This is a genomic window from Comamonas resistens (assembly GCF_030064165.1).
GTDB lineage: Bacteria > Pseudomonadota > Gammaproteobacteria > Burkholderiales > Burkholderiaceae_C > Comamonas > Comamonas resistens.
In genome coordinates, this window is record NZ_CP125947.1 from 680,026 (window position 1) to 698,518 (window position 18,493).

General features: G+C 65.4%; 16 protein-coding genes. 9 read left to right on the forward strand and 7 right to left on the reverse strand.

Annotation, left to right across the window (positions count from 1 at the left end; all coding sequences use genetic code 11):
• Positions 1-11: 11 nt before the first annotated feature.
• From pcp to QMY55_RS03090, 4 genes are read left to right on the forward strand one after another with little or no spacing between them, the layout of a single operon-like run.
• Positions 12-677, forward strand: a complete 666-nt coding sequence (pcp, locus tag QMY55_RS03075) for a pyroglutamyl-peptidase I (protein ID WP_283487239.1) — start codon at positions 12-14, stop codon at positions 675-677.
• Positions 678-696: 19 nt separating this feature from the next.
• On the forward strand, positions 697-1,455 hold the full coding sequence (locus QMY55_RS03080) for a LamB/YcsF family protein (RefSeq protein ID WP_283487240.1): 759 nt from the start codon (positions 697-699) through the stop codon (positions 1,453-1,455).
• A gap of 22 nt (positions 1,456-1,477) precedes the next feature.
• Positions 1,478-3,118: a 5-oxoprolinase subunit B/C family protein gene (locus tag QMY55_RS03085; protein WP_283487241.1), complete on the forward strand. Its 1,641-nt coding sequence runs from the start codon at positions 1,478-1,480 to the stop codon at positions 3,116-3,118.
• 10 nt (positions 3,119-3,128) lie between these two features.
• The gene (locus tag QMY55_RS03090) at positions 3,129-4,859 is read left to right on the forward strand and encodes an acetyl/propionyl/methylcrotonyl-CoA carboxylase subunit alpha (RefSeq protein WP_283487242.1); all 1,731 of its coding nucleotides are present in this window, start codon (positions 3,129-3,131) and stop codon (positions 4,857-4,859) included.
• Positions 4,860-5,060: 201 nt separating this feature from the next.
• Here the strand turns inward: QMY55_RS03090 and QMY55_RS03095 are convergent, their stop codons facing one another.
• The gene (locus QMY55_RS03095) at positions 5,061-5,285 is read right to left on the reverse strand and encodes a LysR family transcriptional regulator (RefSeq protein WP_283487243.1); all 225 of its coding nucleotides are present in this window, start codon (positions 5,283-5,285) and stop codon (positions 5,061-5,063) included.
• Positions 5,286-5,402: 117 nt separating this feature from the next.
• Between QMY55_RS03095 and QMY55_RS03100 the strand changes: the two genes are divergently transcribed.
• Together QMY55_RS03100 and QMY55_RS03105 are read left to right on the forward strand one after the other, a co-directional pair.
• Positions 5,403-5,984: a c-type cytochrome gene (locus QMY55_RS03100; RefSeq protein WP_283487244.1), complete on the forward strand. Its 582-nt coding sequence runs from the start codon at positions 5,403-5,405 to the stop codon at positions 5,982-5,984.
• A 135-nt stretch (positions 5,985-6,119) separates the two neighbouring features.
• Positions 6,120-8,612 (forward strand): heavy metal translocating P-type ATPase, encoded by a 2,493-nt coding sequence (locus QMY55_RS03105; RefSeq protein WP_283487245.1) that lies wholly within the window; start codon positions 6,120-6,122, stop codon positions 8,610-8,612.
• A gap of 108 nt (positions 8,613-8,720) precedes the next feature.
• On the opposite strand, the gene QMY55_RS03110 is transcribed toward QMY55_RS03105, so the two are convergent.
• The 5 genes from QMY55_RS03110 to hglS all read right to left on the reverse strand — a co-directional run bounded on the left by QMY55_RS03110 (position 8,721) and on the right by hglS (position 13,432).
• On the reverse strand, positions 8,721-9,422 hold the full coding sequence (locus QMY55_RS03110) for a riboflavin synthase subunit alpha (RefSeq protein ID WP_283487246.1): 702 nt from the start codon (positions 9,420-9,422) through the stop codon (positions 8,721-8,723).
• A 93-nt stretch (positions 9,423-9,515) separates the two neighbouring features.
• On the reverse strand, positions 9,516-10,391 hold the full coding sequence (locus tag QMY55_RS03115; protein ID WP_328517803.1) for a hypothetical protein: 876 nt from the start codon (positions 10,389-10,391) through the stop codon (positions 9,516-9,518).
• 137 nt (positions 10,392-10,528) lie between these two features.
• On the reverse strand, positions 10,529-10,720 hold the full coding sequence (locus QMY55_RS03120) for a hypothetical protein (RefSeq protein WP_283487248.1): 192 nt from the start codon (positions 10,718-10,720) through the stop codon (positions 10,529-10,531).
• 61 nt (positions 10,721-10,781) lie between these two features.
• Complete coding sequence (locus QMY55_RS03125) at positions 10,782-12,017, reverse strand: aminotransferase-like domain-containing protein (protein ID WP_283487249.1); 1,236 nt, start codon at positions 12,015-12,017, stop codon at positions 10,782-10,784.
• Entirely contained in the window at positions 12,014-13,432 is a 1,419-nt protein-coding gene (hglS, locus tag QMY55_RS03130; protein ID WP_283487250.1) for a 2-oxoadipate dioxygenase/decarboxylase HglS, read from the reverse strand. The genes QMY55_RS03125 and hglS overlap by 4 nt, the downstream gene beginning before the upstream one ends.
• A 171-nt stretch (positions 13,433-13,603) precedes the next feature.
• Between hglS and QMY55_RS03135 the strand changes: the two genes are divergently transcribed.
• The gene (locus tag QMY55_RS03135) at positions 13,604-14,521 is read left to right on the forward strand and encodes a LysR family transcriptional regulator (protein WP_283487251.1); all 918 of its coding nucleotides are present in this window, start codon (positions 13,604-13,606) and stop codon (positions 14,519-14,521) included.
• A gap of 126 nt (positions 14,522-14,647) precedes the next feature.
• On the opposite strand, the gene QMY55_RS03140 is transcribed toward QMY55_RS03135, so the two are convergent.
• A complete protein-coding gene (locus QMY55_RS03140) occupies positions 14,648-15,550 on the reverse strand; it encodes a transporter substrate-binding domain-containing protein (protein ID WP_283487252.1) in 903 nt (300 codons plus the stop codon).
• A 368-nt stretch (positions 15,551-15,918) separates the two neighbouring features.
• Between QMY55_RS03140 and QMY55_RS03145 the strand changes: the two genes are divergently transcribed.
• Together QMY55_RS03145 and QMY55_RS03150 are read left to right on the forward strand one after the other, a co-directional pair.
• Positions 15,919-16,596, forward strand: coding sequence for a DUF2760 domain-containing protein (locus tag QMY55_RS03145; protein WP_283487253.1), 678 nt, complete (start codon positions 15,919-15,921; stop codon positions 16,594-16,596).
• Between the two features lie 2 nt (positions 16,597-16,598).
• Entirely contained in the window at positions 16,599-18,464 is a 1,866-nt protein-coding gene (locus tag QMY55_RS03150; protein ID WP_283487254.1) for an Hsp70 family protein, read from the forward strand.
• The last annotated feature ends 29 nt before the right edge of the window (positions 18,465-18,493 follow it).

An 18,493-nucleotide genomic window follows, 5' to 3' on the forward strand; every position in this document is an offset into this window, starting at 1 on the left:
GGCAGGCAGCCATGACCACTGTTGACACCCCTCGCATTCTGCTCACCGGCTTCGAGCCTTTTGACCAGGATTCGGTCAACCCTTCCTGGGAGGTGGCCCGCGCCCTGCATGGCGAGACGATTGCCGGGGCGCAGGTCCATGCCGTGCAACTGCCCTGTGTATTCGGTGCGGCCATGGAGGTCCTGGACGAGGCGCTGGCCAGCCTGCAGCCCAGTCTTGTCATCAGCCTGGGTCTGGCAGGCGGTCGCAGCGAAATCACGCCCGAGCGCGTAGCCATCAATATCGACGATGCGCGCATTCCCGACAACGCGGGCAAGCAGCCCATAGATGCACCGGTGGTGGACAAGGCCCCTGCAGCCTACTTCTCCACCTTGCCCATCAAGGCCATGGTGCGCAATCTGCGCGAGGCAGGCCTGCCCGCCTCCGTGTCCAACACGGCGGGCACGTTTGTCTGCAATCATGTCTTTTATGCGCTGATGCACCGCCTGGCCCGACGCGCAGCACCTGGAGTGCGAGGCGGATTCATCCATATCCCGGCCTTGCCCCAGCAGGCGGCCCGGCATCCGGGCATGGCCAGCATGGCGCTGGAGACGCAGGTCGCCGGCATACGTGAAGCCATCCGCACAGCCATGACCGTACAACAGGACTTGCTCGAAAACGCAGGCCAGCTGCACTGAGCGCAGCAAGGAGAGAGTTATGAAAATGGATCTGAACAGCGACCTGGGTGAAAGCTTTGGCGCCTGGAGCATGGGCGACGACGCTGCCATGCTGGACATCGTCAGCAGTGCCAACGTGGCCTGCGGCTTCCATGCCGGCGATGCAGCCGGCATTCTGGCCACGCTCAAGGCCGCCCAGGCGCGCGGCGTGGTCATCGGCGCCCATGTGGCTTACCGCGATCTGGCGGGCTTTGGCCGCCGCAACATGGATGTGGCCAGCAGCGATCTGGTGGCCGACGTGATCTATCAGATCGGCGCGCTGCAGGGCCTGGCCCGCGCGGCAGGCACGGCGGTGAAATACGTCAAGCCCCATGGCGCGCTCTATAACACCATTGCCCAGGACAAGCGCCAGGCCACCGATGTGATCAACGCCATCAAGGCCATCGATTCTTCGCTGGTGCTGATGGCTCTGGCTGGCTCGCCGCTGATCGCCTGGGCGCGCGACGCGGGTCTGACCGTGGTGGCCGAAGCCTTTGCCGACCGCGGCTACACCCCGCAGGGCGCCCTGGTCTCGCGCCGCGAAAAAGGCGCCGTGCTGCACGATGAAAAGCTGATCGCCGAACGCATGCTCAAGCTGGTGCGCGACGGCGTCATCGAAGCCGTGGATGGCAGCCTGGTGCGCGTGGAGGCAGACTCCATCTGCGTGCACGGCGACAGCCCGGGCGCCGTGGCGATTGCGCGCCAACTGCGCCAGCGCTTCGAGCAGGAAGGCGTGAAGATCGCCTCCTTCACGGCTTGAGCGGGCGGCCAGGATGAGCAGCATGCGCTTTCTTCCCGTCAACCGTCAGGCCATCATGGTGGAGCTGGCCGATCTGCAGCAGACCCTGGTGCTGCTGGCATCGCTGCAGGCCCAGCCCATTGAGGGCGTGCAGGAACTGGTGCCCGCCGCGCGCACCATCCTGGTCTACTTCGAGCCGCACCGCATCACGGTGGCGCGGTTGGTGAACGCCATTGCTGGCCGCGATCTGCAAGGTTCGGTGCAGCGCTCCGAAGTGCTGGTGCAGATTCCTGTGAGCTACGACGGCGAAGATTTGGCCGAGGTGGCGCAGATTCTGGGCATCAGCGCCGAGGAAGTGGTGCGCCGTCACACGGGCAGCGAATGGTCGGTGGCATTCACCGGCTTTGCACCGGGCTTTGCCTATTTGAGCGGCGGCGATGCCATCTTCAACGTGCCGCGCCGTGCCACGCCGCGCACCAAGGTGCCTGCGGGCGCCGTGGCGCTGGCGGGCAGTTTCAGCGCCGTTTATCCCCAGGCCAGCCCCGGCGGCTGGCAGATCATTGGCGTGACCGATACGGCCATGTGGGATCTGTCGCGCGATCTGCCCGCACTGCTGCAACCCGGCTACCGCGTGCGCTTTGTCGATGCGGGTGCAGTGGAAAACATAGCTGCTGACGCTGGTCAGCAAAGCATTTCAGAGATAAAAGCATCTGAAATCAAGCAAGGGCATGCGCAAGCAGCTACTGAATCAGGTGCTGCAAATGGCTTGAAGGTCCGTGCCACGGGGCTGCTGACCGTGTTCCAGGACCGGGGCCGCCATGGCCAGGCCGGGCAGGGCGTATCGGCCTCCGGGGCCATGGACCAGGCAGCGTTCAAGAGTGCGAATCGCCTGCTGGGCAATGCCAGCGATCTGCCCGTGCTGGAAACCGCGGGCGGCGGCCTGAGCCTGCAGAGCCTGGGCGAAAACGTGGTGGCGGTGACCGGTGCCGATGCACCCATCACCCTCACCACCGCGCAGGGCCAGCGCTGGGCCGCGCCGCGTTACGCCGCGATTGCACTGGCCGATGGCGACAGCCTGAGCATAGGCCAGCCCGTGGCTGGTGCGCGCTGCTATGTGGCGGTGCGTGGCGGCTATCAGGTCGATGCGGTGCTGGGCAGTGCTTCTGCCGATACCTTGGCCCATGTCGGCCCCCCGGCTTTGCAGGTGGGCCAGCTTTTGAATGTGCAGCCAGCCACGCATGCCGTGGTCGGTCATGCGCAATTGCCGCCCGAGCATCTGCCGGCTGCAGGTGATGCGGACGATGAAGTCGTGCTCGATGTGGAACTGGGACCGCGCACCGACTGGTTCACGCCCGAGGCCGTGGCCCTGCTGGCCAGCCAGCGCTGGCAGGTCACACCCCAGTCCAATCGCGTAGGCCTGCGGCTGACCGGCGACACCGCTTTGACACGTGCCATCACGGCCGAGCTGCCCAGTGAGGGCACGCCGCTGGGTGCCATACAAGTGCCCGCCAACGGCCAGCCCGTGCTGTTTCTGGCCGACCATCCATTGACCGGTGGCTACCCCGTGATTGGCTGCGTGGCGCCCCATCATCTTGATCTGGCAGGGCAGATTCCTGTCGGTGCCTGGATTCGTTTTAACCCCATTCACCGTTTTGCAGAGCTTGCGCCCGCAGCTGTGAAATGAGGAGCGCTTTATGAAAAAAGTTCTGATTGCAAATAGAGGCGAGATCGCCGTCCGCATTGCCCGTGCCTGTGCCGACTATGGCGTGCAGTCCGTGGCCGTCTATGCCAACGCCGATATCGATGCCTTGCATGCGCGCATGGCCGACGAAGCCTATGGCCTGGACGGTGACAAGCCCGCGGACAGCTATCTCAATATCGAAAAGCTGATTGCGATCGCGAAGAAATCGGGCGCCGATGCCGTTCACCCCGGTTATGGTTTCCTGTCCGAAAGCGAGGCCTTTGCACGCGCCGTGCTGGACGCGGGACTGATCTGGATTGGCCCGAACCCCGACACCATCGCCAAGCTGGGCGACAAGGTCGAGGCGCGCAAGATCGCCCTCAAGGTCGGCGCGCCGCTGGTGGCCGGCACGCCCGACCCCGTCAAGAGCGCCGACGAGGTGCTGGCCTTTGCCCAGCAGCATGGCCTGCCCATCATCATCAAGGCCGCATTCGGCGGCGGCGGGCGCGGCATGAAGATCGCCTGGCGCATGGATGAGGTCGCCGAGCTGTATGCATCGGCCGTGCGCGAAGCCGTGACGGCTTTCGGCCGCGGCGAATGCTTTGTCGAGCAGTTCCTCGACAAGCCCCGCCATATCGAGGCCCAGGTGCTGGCCGATACGCATGGCAATGTGGTGGTGATGGGTACGCGCGACTGCTCGCTGCAGCGCCGCAACCAGAAGCTGGTCGAGGAGGCGCCTGCCCCCTTTATTACCGCCGAGCAGCGCGAGCGTATCCACGGCGCGGCTAAGGCCATCTGTGCCGAGGCCGCTTATGTGAGCGCCGGTACGGTGGAGTTTTTGCTCTCTGCCAACGGAGCCATCTCCTTCCTTGAAGTCAACACCCGCTTGCAGGTCGAGCACACGGTGACCGAGGAAACCACGGGCGTGGATCTGGTGATCGAGCAGCTGCGCGTGGCCGATGGTCTGCCGCTGTCCATCACCGAAACGCCTGCACCGCGCGCGCATGCGATCGAGTTCCGCATCAATGCCGAAGATGTGGGGCGCGGCTTTCTGCCTACGCCGGGCCTGATCTCGCGCTTTGCACCGCCCTCGGGGCCGGGCGTGCGTCTGGACTCGGGTGTGGAAAGCGGCTCGGTGATCCCAGGCACTTTCGATTCCATGATGGCCAAGCTCATCGTCACCGGAGCCACGCGTGAACAGGCGCTGACCCGCGCCCGCCGCGCGTTGGCCGAGTTCCAGATCGAAGGTGTGGCTTCGGTGCTGCCTTTCCACCGGGCCGTGATTGCCCACCCCGACTTTGTCGGTGAGCAGGGCTTCAAGGTCCACACGCGCTGGATCGAGTCCGACTTTGCCGAGCCACTGGCCGCCGCCGTGCGGGCCCAGCCGCAGGTCGATAGCAGTCTGGTGCGTACCGCCATCGAAATCGATGGCCGACGTGTGCAACTGGGCCTGCCTGCCATGCTGCTGCAAGGTCTGGCGTCGGGGGCTGGCCAGACAGCCGCCGCAGCACCCGAGTCGCAGGCCGTGGATGCCTCGGCCGTGCAGTCGCCGATTGCAGGCAACCTCCATGCCTGGAAGGTGGCCGATGGCGATGAAGTCAAGGAAGGCGATGTGATTGCCGTGATGGAGGCCATGAAGATGGAGATGCAGGTCAGCGCTCATCGAGGCGGCCGCATCACGTTGGCTGCGCAGGCTGGTACGGCTCAGGCGCTGGGCGGCGTGCTGGCCCATATCAGGGCTTGATACTTCCCTGAACGGAGGCTCTCCACGCGCTGTGCGCTGTGGGCGGTGCGTATGACGTCCGGTGCAGTCCTCGGCGGCAGGCTCTGGCTCGGCTGCCCGAGCTTGGACCGTGCCGGCTTCATATGCAGCGGGTCGTGCCCAGGGTCTCCAGCAATGCCAGCAGTGCCAGCACCTTGGGCGGCTGCGTTCGCGCCGAGGGCATCACCACGCTGACGGGCATGGGCGGCAGTACAGGTGCTCGCCGTCTGGCGTCAGGCTGACCTGTCTTGTGGTGCGGTGGAACAGCTTGACGCCCAGCGCAGACTCCAGACGGGCCACGCTCTTGGCCAGCGTGGATGGCGCACATCCCAGCTCACGGGCCGCCGCAGCAAAGCTGCCCAAGCGCGCGGTATGCGAGAACGCCATCAGTTGCTGCAGGCTGTTCATGTCTGGGATTAAGGAATTTCTTTCGGCAATGTTACGGTGCTTGCGGTGGTTCCGGAATCCCTGCGTTGGTGCCAGACTGGCGCCGTCCCTGGCCTTGGCCAACAACCGGAGACCGCCATGAGAATCCTGAGCGCTGCTTTTCCCGCCGCCCTGGTAATGGTTGCCGTGGGTGTCCCCATGGGCGTACAGGCAGGAGGGCCGACGGGCGATGCCTCCTCTTCCCAGACTTCGGTGGCGCGTGGCGCCTACCTGGTCAACACCATAGGCTGTGCGGACTGCCACACGCCGTTCAAGGCCGGCCCGAATGGCCCCGAGCCGGATTTCTCCCGCGGGCTTTCGGGCCATCCCCAGGGGCAGGTGCTTCGGGCGCCCGCAGCATCCAAAGGGCCGTGGATTTGGGGCGGCTCGGGTACGAATACGGCGTTCTGGGGGCCTTGGGGCGTGAGCTATGCAGCCAATCTCACGCCCGATGCCACGGGCCTGGGCCACTGGACCCCAGAGCAGTTTGTGCAGGCCATGCGCAACGGCAAGCATGCAGGCACGGGTCGGCCCATTGCACCGCCCATGCCCTGGCAGCATTTCGCTCAGCTGACGGATGCGGATCTGCAGGCCATGTTCGCCTATCTCAAATCCCAGCCACCGGTGCGCAATGCCGTGCCCGACTATCAGCCTCCGGCCGCTGCCGCCGGCAAGCCGTGATCCTGACCTGATCGCCGGCGCCGTTGATTGGCGCTGCTGGTGCCATGCCAAACGGCGGGTGAAGAATTTCTGCGTCATGCTTGACATTGACATGATGTTAATCTTTAAAGTGGCTTTAACCTGATGGAGAAAGCCATGAATGCATTGACGAAAAGCGCCATGTCCACTGCCCTGGTCGAACTGCCGGTGGAAGGCATGACCTGTGCCTCCTGCGTGGGCCGCGTGGAGCGTGCGCTCAAGAAAGTGCCAGGCGTGCGCAGTGCCGTGGTCAATCTGGCCACCGAGAAAGCCAGCCTGAGCCTGGACGACCCCTCGCAGGCGCAGACCGTGGTGCCCGCCGCCATTGCGGCAGTGGAGAAGGCCGGCTATGCCGTGCCGCAGCGCCAGTTCGATCTGCAGGTCGATGGCATGACCTGCGCTTCCTGCGTGGGCCGCGTGGAGCGGGCGCTCAAGAAAGTACCTGGCGTGCAATCCGCCAGCGTGAACCTGGCCACAGAGCGCGCCAGCGTACAGGTCAGCGACGGCACCGATGTGGGGACGCTGATCGCCGCCATTGCCAAGGCGGGCTACGAAGCCGCAGCTGTGCCTCAGGCCGGTGAAGGCGCTGCCGTGGAAGATGCCGCGGCCCAGCGCCAGGCTGCGGAGCGTGCGGCGCTGAAGAAATCGCTGCTCTTTGCCACCTTGTTCGCGCTGCCGGTGTTCCTGCTGGAAATGGGCGGCCATATGGTGCCAGCCTTCCACCACTGGATTGCGGGCAACATCGGCACGCAGAACAGCTGGTATCTCCAGTTCGCGCTGACGGCCATCGTGCTGTTTGGCCCGGGGCGCCGCTTCTTCGAGAAAGGCATCCCTGCGCTGCTGCGCGGCGCGCCCGACATGAACTCGCTGGTGGCAGTGGGCACCTCGGCCGCCTTTGCCTATTCGGTGGTGGCCACCTTTGTGCCTACGCTGCTGCCGGCAGGCACGGTGAATGTGTATTACGAGGCGGCCGCCGTCATCGTGGCGCTGATCCTGCTGGGCCGCTTCATGGAGGCGCGCGCCAAGGGCAATACCTCCGAGGCGATTCGCCGTCTGGTACAGCTGCAGGCCAAGACGGCACGCGTGCGAAAGGGCGGCGTGGTGCAGGAAATCGACATTGCCCAGGTACGCTCCGGCGATGTGATCGAGGTGCGCCCCGGCGAGCGCATTCCCGTCGATGGCGAAGTGCTGGAAGGCCAGAGCTTTGTCGATGAATCCATGATTAGCGGCGAGCCCGTACCGGTGGAAAAAACCGTGGGCGCAGAAGTCGTGGGCGGCACCGTCAACCAGAATGGCGCGCTGGCCTTCAAGGCCACCAAGGTGGGGGCGGACACGCTGCTGGCACAGATCATCCGCATGGTGGAGCAGGCCCAGGGCAGCAAGCTGCCGATACAGGCACTGGTGGACAAGATCACCATGTGGTTTGTGCCGGCGGTCATGGCCGCAGCGCTGATCACCTTTGCGGTCTGGCTGATCTGGGGCCCCGATCCTGCGCTGAGCTTTGCGCTGGTCAATGCCGTGGCCGTGCTCATCATTGCCTGCCCCTGCGCCATGGGCCTGGCCACGCCGACCTCCATCATGGTGGGCACGGGCCGCGCCGCGCAAATGGGCGTGCTGCTGCGCAAGGGTGAGGCTCTGCAGCAGCTCAAAGATGCCAAGGTGGTGGCCGTGGACAAGACCGGCACCTTGACCAAGGGCCGCCCCGAGCTGACGGACCTGGTGCTGGCCGAAGGTTTGCAGCGCAATGTGGTGCTGGCCCAGGTGGCTGCCGTGGAATACCGCAGCGAGCACCCGATTGCCCGCGCCATTGTCGATGCAGCCAAGGCCGAAGGCCTGCAGATTCCCGCCATCAGCGACTTTGAATCGGTCACCGGCTTTGGCGTGCGCGCCTTGGTCGATGGCAGCAGGGTCGAGATCGGTGCCGACCGTTTCATGCGCGAGCTGGGCCTGAGCGTGGAGGGCTTTGCCTCCGAGGTCCGGCGTTTGGGCAGCGAAGGCAAGACGCCGCTGTACGCTGCCATCGACGGCCGGCTGGCAGCCATGATTGCCGTGGCAGACCCGATCAAGCCCACGACCAAGCCTGCCATCGACGCGCTGCATGCACTGGGCCTGAAGGTGGCCATGATCACCGGCGACAACCGCCACACGGCCGAGGCCATTGCCAGGCAGCTGGGCATTGACGAGGTGGTGGCCGAGGTACTGCCCGGAGGCAAGGTGGAGACCGTGCAGCGCCTGAAAGCCGAGCATGGCACGCTGGCCTATGTGGGCGACGGTATCAACGATGCGCCGGCGCTGGCCGAGGCCGATGTGGGTATTGCGATTGGCACCGGCACCGATATTGCGATTGAGGCTGCGGACGTGGTGCTGATGTCGGGCGATCTTTCGGGCGTGCCCAATGCGATTGCGTTGTCCAAGGCCACGATGAAGAACATTGGCGAAAACCTGTTCTGGGCCTTTGCCTATAACGTGGCCTTGATTCCGGTGGCGGCGGGCCTGCTCTACCCGTTCAACGGCACGCTGCTTTCGCCGGTATTTGCGGCCGGGGCCATGGCGCTGTCCAGCGTGTTTGTGCTGTCCAACGCCTTGCGACTCAAGCGGTTCAAGGTCTGAGGGCTATTCAAAAAGAAGCTGCTCCCGCAATATCAGACTGAGTTTCAGAGAGGTTCTTCTCTGAAACTCAGGTAGACAGAGCGGGAGCAGCTCTTTTATTGGGAGTGCTTACTTGAGCTTGGGCACATCCACAAAATCATCCAGGCTCAGACCTTTTTCGGCCAGCAGCGCTTCAAGCACGGGCTTGAGACGGCCCAGGCTGGCTTCCACGGTTTCGCGCACGGTGTCCACCACTACCTGGGTGCTGCGCTCGATCTCGATATTGACCAGATCGCCGACCTGCTTGTTGCCGAACACCGTCATGCGCAGGGTTTCGGGAATCAGCCAGACCTCAAACCAGCCCTCTTTGCGATTCACCTCGGCCACCGTCAGGCTGGCGCCATTGACGGCGATATAGCCCTTGGCAAACACATAGGGGCGAAAGGCCTCGGGAATGCCGAAGCGGATCTTGTGATTGGTGTCGGTCTTGACGATTTCCAGCAGCGGCGCCGTGAAGTCCACATGGCCGGACAGCGGATGGCCGCCGATTTCGGCACCGTCCTTGGCGGCGCGTTCCACGTTCAGCGCATCGCCCACCTGGTATTGGCCCAGCGTGGTGATGTTGAGGCTTTGCTGCATCACATCGAAGCTGGCGCTGGTGGGCGAGAGGTTTTCGGTCACCGTCAGGCACACGCCGTCATGCGAGACGCTGGCGCCTATGGCCAGGTCCTGGCAAAAGCCTTCGGGAAACTCCATGGTGAAGGTGCGCAGACCGTCCTGGTCGCGCAGCGCGGCAATCTTTGCCACGGCCTGAATGATGCCGGTAAACACGGGGCAGACTCTCTTATCAGCAGGCGGGCGCAGGGCGCAGGCCTTGGGTCAAAACAGCTATTTTGCCTGCTTGCCCGGTAACCTGATCAACGTCTAGGCGAAGGCCGGCTGGCCTTCCCAGAACCCGCTGATCAGCGCCTCGGGCTTTTTCAGCGCACGCACCCAGGCGCAGTCGGGCCAGGCGTCCATTTGCACATTCATGCCGGCAAACACGCCATAGCCGGGGCCGGCGGTGATCTCCCCGTCGGCCTGCAGGGTTTCACCCGTGCGTATGCTGCAGGCAGCGCGGATATCGCCCAGCGCCTTGATGCCCCAGCCGGCCTCGATATGGTTGCCGCATTCGATGTGGCTGTTGCTGACAATGCCGTGGCCCACTTCCAGCAGGCCCTGCACCTCGATGGCGCCGCCTGCCTTCAGGCCCTTGCCGCAGTGCATATCGCCTTGTACCTGCACTTCCTGGCCGATATGGGCATTGCCTTTGAGCCTCACATGGCCGCCGCCGCGCAGCTCCCAGCTGCAGCGCAGGTCTTCGGCGCGCACCTCGCCCTCGACTTCCACACTCCAGGCCGCCCTGATGCTGCCGCCGGCCTGGAGCAGTTCACCGGCAAAGATGGCGCCGCCGCATTGAATCTCTTCGCCTGCTTCGAGCTTGCCCGCGCGTATGCCGCCGCCCGCCTCCAGGCTGCGACCCACCAGCAGCTGGCCGGGGACGCGCACATCGCCGTGCACGATCAGCGTGCCGGCATAGACGAAGTTGTCGGCCTCCAGGTGATCGAGCTCCAGCACGCTGTTGGTGGAGCCGAAGTTCTCCAGCAGCCAGCGTGCGTCTTCCACGCGGCCGGCGGCCACCTGGGTGTCCATGGCGGCCTGATAGTCGCCGCCGGCCAGGTTGTTGCGCACAAACCAGCGGTAGCCCATGGCGCAAGGGTTTTTGCCGCGCAAGAAATTTTGAGTGAGTTCCATGTCCATGGCTGACCTCCGGATCGTCCTTTGAGCAAGATGCGGTGCGCGTGGCGATACGGACGCCGAAGGCGTGGATGTACCTCTCCCATGCACCAGGGAAATGCTGTTTGGGAAGGCCGTGCGGAGGATGTGAGCTGTGTGCTTCAAGCCATCCGCACGGCGGCGGAAAGCATGGCCGTGACACCGCTCAGGCTCACGAATGCGGTGGGAATGCCATGGCGGAGGGTGTGCAGCGCACGCAGCACGCAGGCACGCGCGGGCAGCTCTGCGGCAAGGGCAGAGCGGCGCAAGCGGGCGGCGGTGGACAGGTGCAGGCAGGCCATGGTGTGGAGCATGAAGCAAGCGGCAATTATGCCGCGCAGCCCGGGCCGGTGCAGATGACCCCCTGCTTGTCCGTTATTTCATGGCGCTGTGCATGGCCTGGCACAGACGCTCCACGGCCTGCGCGATCTGCGGCACCTCGGGCGCGGCAAACGACATGCGCAGCGTGTGCAGGTCGGGGTCGGCCGGATAGAAGGCCTTGCCTGGCACATAGACCACGCCCTGGGCCACGGCGGCGTCGAAGAGCTTTTGCGGGTCGATGCGGCGGTCCAGCTCGGCCCAGACGAACATGCCGCCCGCAGGACGCGAGCAGCGTATGCGGCTGTCCGGTGCCGCGTTCAAGCCCTGGACCAGAGCCTGCATGCGGCGCTGGTACTCCTGGCGCGCGCGCTGCACGGTGGCCGGGTAGCGGCCGCTGTGCAGATAGCAGGCCGCGATCGACTGGGTCAGCGGCGAGGTGCACAGATCGGCCGTCTGCTTGGCCACCGTGCAGCGGCGCAGCAGGGCCGCGTCGGCCAGCATCCAGCCCACGCGCAGCGCGGGCGCCACGGTCTTGGACAGACTGGACAGATAGACGACCGGATTGCTGCCCGCCGCGGCCAGCCGCTCGCCCGTGGCGCGCACGGTGGCCGGCATGGCCTGGGGGGCGCCGCCGGGATCGTCGAAGCGCAGCTCGCCATAAGGGTCGTCCTCCACCACGCGAAAGCCGTACTCCAGGGCCAGGCTCACCAGGGCCTCGCGGCGCTCGGCCGCCAGCAGGGTGCCGCGCGGGTTGGAGAAGTTGGGCACGGTGTAGAGCAGCTTGGGGCGCTGCTGCGCGGGCAGGGCGGCCAGCAACTGGGCCAGGGCATCGGTCTGCAGGCCGTGCTCGTCCATGGGGATGGGCAGGATGCGCGCCTGTGCCAGGCGCAGGGCCTGCAGCGTGGCCGGGTAGGCCGGCACCTCGACCAGCACCGTGTTGCCGGGCTCGATCAGCACGCGCACCAGCAGATCGAAGGCCTGCTGCGAGCCTGTGGTTACCAGAATATCGGCGGCCGCGGCCTGCATGCCGCGCTCGCGCGCCTGCAGCGCCAGGGCCTCGCGCAGCTCGGCCAGGCCTTCGGTGGCGCCATACTGCAGCGCGGACTGGCCCTGGGCCATGGCCTGCTGGGCGGCCAGAGCCAGGCCCTCGGCATCGAACAGGCTGGGCGAGGGATAGCCGCCGGCCAGCGAGATCATGCCGGGGCGGGACAGATAGGGAAACAGCTCGCGTATGGGCGAGCCCGCGGGCTCGGCAAACGGCGCGGCAAACGGGGCCAGCGCCGGGCTCATGCGAGGGCTCCGGCCAGGGCCGTGCGCACCCGGGCCATGGACTGCTGCTGGGCCGCCTCGTAGAGAGCGATCTCGTCATGGACGCGTGCGCCCAGAGCGCTCTCGAAGACCTGCTGCGCCGCATGGGCCTGGTATTGCTTCTGTTCCTCACCACCCAGATTGGACTGGAAGATGCCGGCCGCGCTCACGGGCAGAAAGTCTTCATAGGTGATGGGCTCGGCCAGCACCAGGCCCTGGGCGATCAGTTCTTCCAGGCCCGCATCGGCGGCGCTCTGAGGCGAGCGGGCCTGGCCCTGCTCGGTCAGGCTGTAGCGGTAGAAGGCCAGGCCCTGATTGCGCAATTCCTCGTGCGTGTCGGGGAACTGCGCAAAGACCTGCTGCAGACGGTAATCATAGTCGGGCGCGGCGCTGCCCGCGTTGTCTATGCAGCGCACCAGGCCCAGCAGCTCGTCGTAGAGCGCGCGGCCCTTGCGCGTCAGCGCCACGCCGCGCTGCTCGATCTCGCCGAAGCGCGCGGTATGGGCGCCGGAACTGTCCGCGTTGGCGTCGGCATTGGTAAAGCGCACGGCCTCCTTGAGTGCCTTGAAGCTGGTCTGGCGCAGCAGGATGGGGCAGGCGCGCTGTGGCGGGCCTTCGACCACGTCCTTGGCATCCATGCCGCGCGTGGGCATATCGGCCTGGGCCATGTCTATGTCCAGCGTGCGTGGCGTCAGATGGTTGATGTGCGGGCCCTTGAAGCACACCACATCGGCCACCAGTCGGTGTGATTTTTGCAGGGCGTTGTAGGTGGCGGCATCCACGGTGGCGTCGCTGTGCCAGCGGAAGGTTTCCAGGGCCTGCTGCACAAAGGCGTCTGCATCGTTGCTGTCAAGGCCCCCGTCTTGCTCGGCCTGGGCAATGAGTTCCAGGGCGCGAGGCGTGAAGATGCGGCGGCGCTGGAGGATCTCGGCGGCCTGCGCACGCAGCGCCGTATCGGCGATCAGCTCCAGGCGCAGCAGCGAGGTGAAGACGCGAAACGGGTTGGCCAGCAGCGCCTCGTCGTGCACGGGGCGAAAGGCCGTGGAGTGCACGGGAACGCCGGCCACCGAAAGGTCGTAATAGCCCACGGGCTCCATGCCCATCACGGCAAACAGGCGGCGCAGCGTGGCCAGTTCCTCGGCCGTGCCCACGCGGATGGCGCCGTGGCGCTCCACATCCAGGCGCTCAAGCTCGCCGCTTTTGCTCATGCGCTGGCGCAGATCCGGGTCGGCCTGCAGCGCCAGTGCGTTGACATCGGCCACCAGGTCGATCAGCGTTCCGTACTGCGGCACCTCCTTGCGGTACATCTCGGACATGGCACGCGAGAAGCGCGTGCGGATCTCGTTGGAGGAGACAAATCGGGCAACGGAGGAAGAGGCGTGGGGCGTGGCACTCATGACGGAACAGAAGGGTCTTGGGTTCGTGGGATGGTCACGCCGCTGGCGTGGCCGCAGGAATATGCAGGATGTTGTGCGCCGTCATGACTTTGGTCAAACGATAATCCTGCCTTCAGGTCATACCCAAATGGAATGAACCTGCTGACAGCCCCATATTCACCGGTTCCCTCCATGCAGCTATCCCGTCGCTTTCTGCCCCCCATGTCCCTGCTGTGCGCGTTCGAGGCCTCGGCGCGGCATCAGAGCTTTACCGCAGCGGCCGCCGAGCTGCATCTGACGCAAAGCGCCGTCAGCCGCCAGATTCGCGCGCTGGAGGAGCGCCTGGGCACCGAGCTGTTCGTGCGCGAGCGCCAGACCGTGCGCCTGAGCGCTGCGGGCCAGGCCTATGCGCAGGAGATACGCGCTGCCCTGGCGCGCATCTCCAATGCCACGCTGGGCTTTCGCACCAATCCGCAGGGCGGCAGCCTGAACCTGGCCATCCTGCCGACCTTCGGCACGCGCTGGCTGGCGCCGCGGCTGCCGCAGTTCTTCAGCGCCCATCCGGGCATCACCATCAATCTGACAACGCGGCTGTCGCAGTTCGATTTCCAGCTTGAGGCCGTGGATGCGGCCATTCATTTCGGCTTGCCGAACTGGCCGGGCGCGGAGCTGGAGTTCCTCATGAGCGAGACCGTGGTGCCGGCCTGCAGCCCCGATGTGGCGGCCCGCCATGGGTTTGCCCGGCCCCAGGATCTGCTGCGCGCGCCCCTGCTGCATCTGGCTTCGCGCCCCGACGCCTGGCAGCGCTGGTTCGGCAGTCAGGGCTGCCAGGGCGGCGATATGCAGGGCATGCTGTTCGATCAGTTCGCCACGGCGGCGCAGGCGGCGATTGCCGGCGTGGGCGTGGCGCTGCTGCCCAAGTTTCTGATCCAGCGCGAGCTGCAGGCCGGCGATCTGGTCCAGGCCCTGCCGCAGCTGCCGGAGGTGGAAAGTGCCGAGCGCTACTACCTGGCCTGGCCTACCAGTCGCTCGACCTATCCGCCGCTGCAGGCCTTCCAGGGCTGGCTCAAGCAGGTAGCGCAGGAGTTTGCCTGCTCTGCGTCGATGTAATGAAAAAAGGAGCTGCAAGCGCAGCTCCTTCAATGAATTCAGCTATGAATATGTCTGAAGTGCTTGTTTAACAAGCGCAACAAGCTATCAATAAAGCATGACTCCAGGCGCGGTCTAGCGGTCGTCTCAGCTGTTGTAGGCTTCCAGCGGCTTGTCGTTGGGCTCCTGCAGCAGCTGCTTGAGCGTCTCGCTCATGGGCAGGTTCAGCGGCATCTCCTTGGGCGGGATGGGTTGCATAAACCATTTGTCGTAGATCTTGGCCACTTCGCCGGACTTCATCATGCGCACCAGCGCGTCGTCCACGGCCTTCTTGAACATGGGGTCGTCCCGGCGCATCAGCAGCGCGATGGGCTCGGAGCCCAGAGCCTCGCCCACGATCTTGTAGCCCTTGGGGTCCTTGGAGTTGGCGATCACGCCGGCCAGCAGATTGTCGTCGAGCACAAAGGCGTCGGCGCGGCCGGACTCCAGCATCAGAAAGCTCTCGAAGTGGTCCTTGCCCAGCTGGGTCGGCAGCTTCACATTGTTCTCGTGGCTGTATTTGCGCAGCAGCTGTACGGCGGTGGTGCCGGCCGAGGCTGCCACGGTCTTGCCGTCGAGCTGTTTGAACGAGGTCACTGGCGAGTCGGCGCGCACGGCCATGCGCACCTGGCTGACATAGGTGGTGACGGCAAAGGCGACCTGCTTCTGGCGGCTGAGGTTATTGGTCGTGGGGCCGCAGCCCAGATCCACCGTGCCGTTTTGCACCAGGGGCATGGTGTTCTGGGCGGTGATGGCCATGTATTCGATCTTGGCGCCGGGCGCGATCTGCGCCAGAACCTTCTCGCACAGCTCCACGTGGTAGCCGGTGAAGCGGTGGTTGGCACCTATGGCATAGGCCATGGGAGCGGAGCTTTCGCGCACGCCGATGACGACCTTGCCGGTCTTCTGGAGCTTGTCCAGCGTGCCGTTCTGAGCGGTTTGTGCCTGGGCGCCGAAGGCGGCCAGAAGGACGGTGCATGCCAGCGTTATGTTCGCGGTCATCAAGCGCATGGGGAAGTCTCCTCGGAAAGTGGGGTGGCAGAAGCTGGCGGAATGCACCTGCCGTCAAGTGCCTGCATCAACTATCGGGCAAATAGCAGCGGCCTCATAACGATGAAACGGAAGAAGGTCATGCGCTGCGCGTATGACCTGCGGCCCCATGCCCAGGGGGCGCAAAGCCGTAGCGGGACGGCAGCTTGTGCTTTTGGGTAACATCTGCGCCTATTGCACAGGCCCGCGCGCATATGTTCCCCTGCGTCCCGGCTTTGCTGCCAGGGCCGGGCCATGCCGCCGGGTCCGGCTCTTTTTCGGTTTGCGCAGCGCCGGCCCGCGAGGGCAGATGATCCTGGCATGCGCGAACCTGTTATGAGACAGATTCCATGACCGCCAATACTCCCCCCTCATTCCTCAGCCGCATCGCCATCGCGATCGGCAGCTTTTTCGCCATCCTCGGCAATGGCCGTCTGGCCGCCGACGTGAGCCGTGTGCGCGCCGGCGAGGCCTTTGCCGCCGATGTCGCCCCCAAGGAGGTGCGCGTCGAGGTTCCCGTCGAGAAGATCGTCGAAGTCCGCGTGGAAGTGCCCGTGGAAAAAATCGTCGAAAAGACCGTGGAGAAACGCGTCGAGGTACCGGTTGAAAAGCTGGTCGAGAAGACGGTTGAAGTGCAAAAGCTGGTGGCCACCGATACCGCCGCCCTGCAGCTGCTGGGCCTGATGCAGCGCGAGGCACGCTTTGTCGACTTCATCCAGGAGGATGTGGCGCCTTATACCGACGCCGAGATCGGCGCGGCCGCCCGTGTGGTGCACGAGGGCTGCCGCAAGGTGCTGCGCGAGCATTTCACCTTGGCTCCCGTGAGCGAGGAAGCCGAAGGCGCGCGTGTCACGCTGCAAGCCGGCTTCGATGCCACGGCCGTGCGCCTGAGTGGCAATGTGGTGGGCCAGGCACCGTTCACCGGAACGCTGTCCCACCGTGGCTGGTATGTCAGCGAGGTGAAGCTGCCTCAGCTGACGGATACCGAAGCCGCCAAGATCATCGCCCAGGCCGAGGTGGAGCTGTGAACATGAACAACTCCAACGCACAATTCAGCATCGGCATCGACCTGGGCACCACGCATTGCGCATTGTCCTATGTCGACAAGGCAGCCAGCGATGGCGACAAGGTCGTCCAAGGCGTGCTCAGCGTGCCCCAGCTCACGGCACCTGCCAGCGTCGAGGCCAAGCCCCTGCTGCCATCGTTTCTGTACCTGCCCCATGAAAGCGAGCTGAGCGAGGCCGAGCGCAGCCTGCCCGGCGCAGAGTCTGCTGACTTCATCGTCGGCGAGTTCGCCCGCACGCGCGGCGCGGCCACGCCCATCCGTCTGGTCAGCAGCGCCAAGAGCTGGCTTTGCCACCCCGGCGTGGACCGCCGCGCTGGCATTCTGCCTGCCGACGCACCGGCCGAAGTGGCGCGCATCTCGCCGCTGGCGGCATCCGTGCGCTACCTGTCGCACCTGCGCTGGGCCTGGGAGCAAGCCCACCCCGAGGCACCGTTTGCCCAGCAGGACATCACTGTCACCATCCCCGCATCGTTCGACCCCGCCGCGCGCGAGCTGACGGCCGAGGCCTGCCGCGCCGCCGGGTTTGCCAATCTCACCCTGCTGGAAGAGCCGCAAGCCGCGCTGTACAGCTGGATCCAGGCCAGCGGCGGCAGTTGGCGCAAGCAGGTCAAGCATGGCGACATCATCCTGGTGGTGGACGTAGGCGGCGGCACGACCGATCTGTCGCTGATCGCCGTGCGTGAGCGCGATGGCAATCTGGAGCTGCAGCGCATTGCCGTGGGCGAGCATATTTTGCTGGGCGGCGACAACATGGACCTGGCCCTGGCCTATGGCGTGGCCCGCAAGCTGGCCCAGGAAGGCAAGCAGCTTGACGCCTGGCAGACCCGCGCCCTGGCCCATGGTTGCCGCGCGGCCAAGGAGCAGTTGCTGGCCGACGAAAACCTGCAGGCCGTGCCCGTGGTCGTGCCCAGCCGTGGCAGCAAGCTCATCGGCGGCAGCATCCGCACCGAAGTCACGCGTGCCGAAGTGCTGGCCATGCTGGTCGAAGGCTTCTTCCCCAAGGTCGCCGTCAGCGACAAACCCCAGACCCGCGCCCGCGCTGCGCTGACCCAGCTGGGCCTGCCCTATGCGCAGGACGCTGCCGTCACCCGCCATCTGGCCGCCTTCCTGAGCCGCCAGGTGAATGCGCTGGAGCAGATCGAAGGCCTGGAAGGCAATCAGGAAGAAGGCTCCACCTTTTTGCACCTCACGGCCGTGCTGTTCAACGGCGGCGTGCTCAAGGCCACGCAGATCGAGCAGCGCATTCTGCAGGTCATCAACGGCTGGCTGGACGACGAGGCCTGCGAACCCGCCCGCCTGCTCGACGGCGCCAACCTCGATCTGGCGGTGGCGCGCGGCGCCGCCTACTTCGGCCATATCGCGGCATCGGGCCGCGGCATGCGCATCCGCGGCGGCACGGCCCAGTCGTACTACATCGGCGTGGAATCGAATATGCCGGCCATTCCCGGCATGGAGCCGCCGATCTCGGCCCTGTGCCTGGCGCCTTTCGGCATGGAAGAGGGCACGGAAGTGGCGCTGGATGCGCAGGAGTTCGGCCTGGTCGTGGGTGAGCCCGTGCGCCTGCGCTTCTTCGGCTCATCGGTGCGCCGCAGCGACGCCGTAGGCACCATGCTGGACTTCTGGGGCCCCGAAGAACTGCTGGAGCTGCAGGAAATCGAAGCCCATCTGCCCGCGGAGGGCCGCCAGCCCGGCGAGGTTGTCCCCGTCACCCTGCATGCGCGCGTGACCGATATCGGCACGCTGGAACTCAATGCCGTGCCCGTGGGCGGCAGCGAGCGCTGGAAGGTGGAGTTTGATGTGCGTGCACAGACGCAGGACATCGCTGCATAAGCCTGGTTGAGCCATGTTGCAAAAGCCCG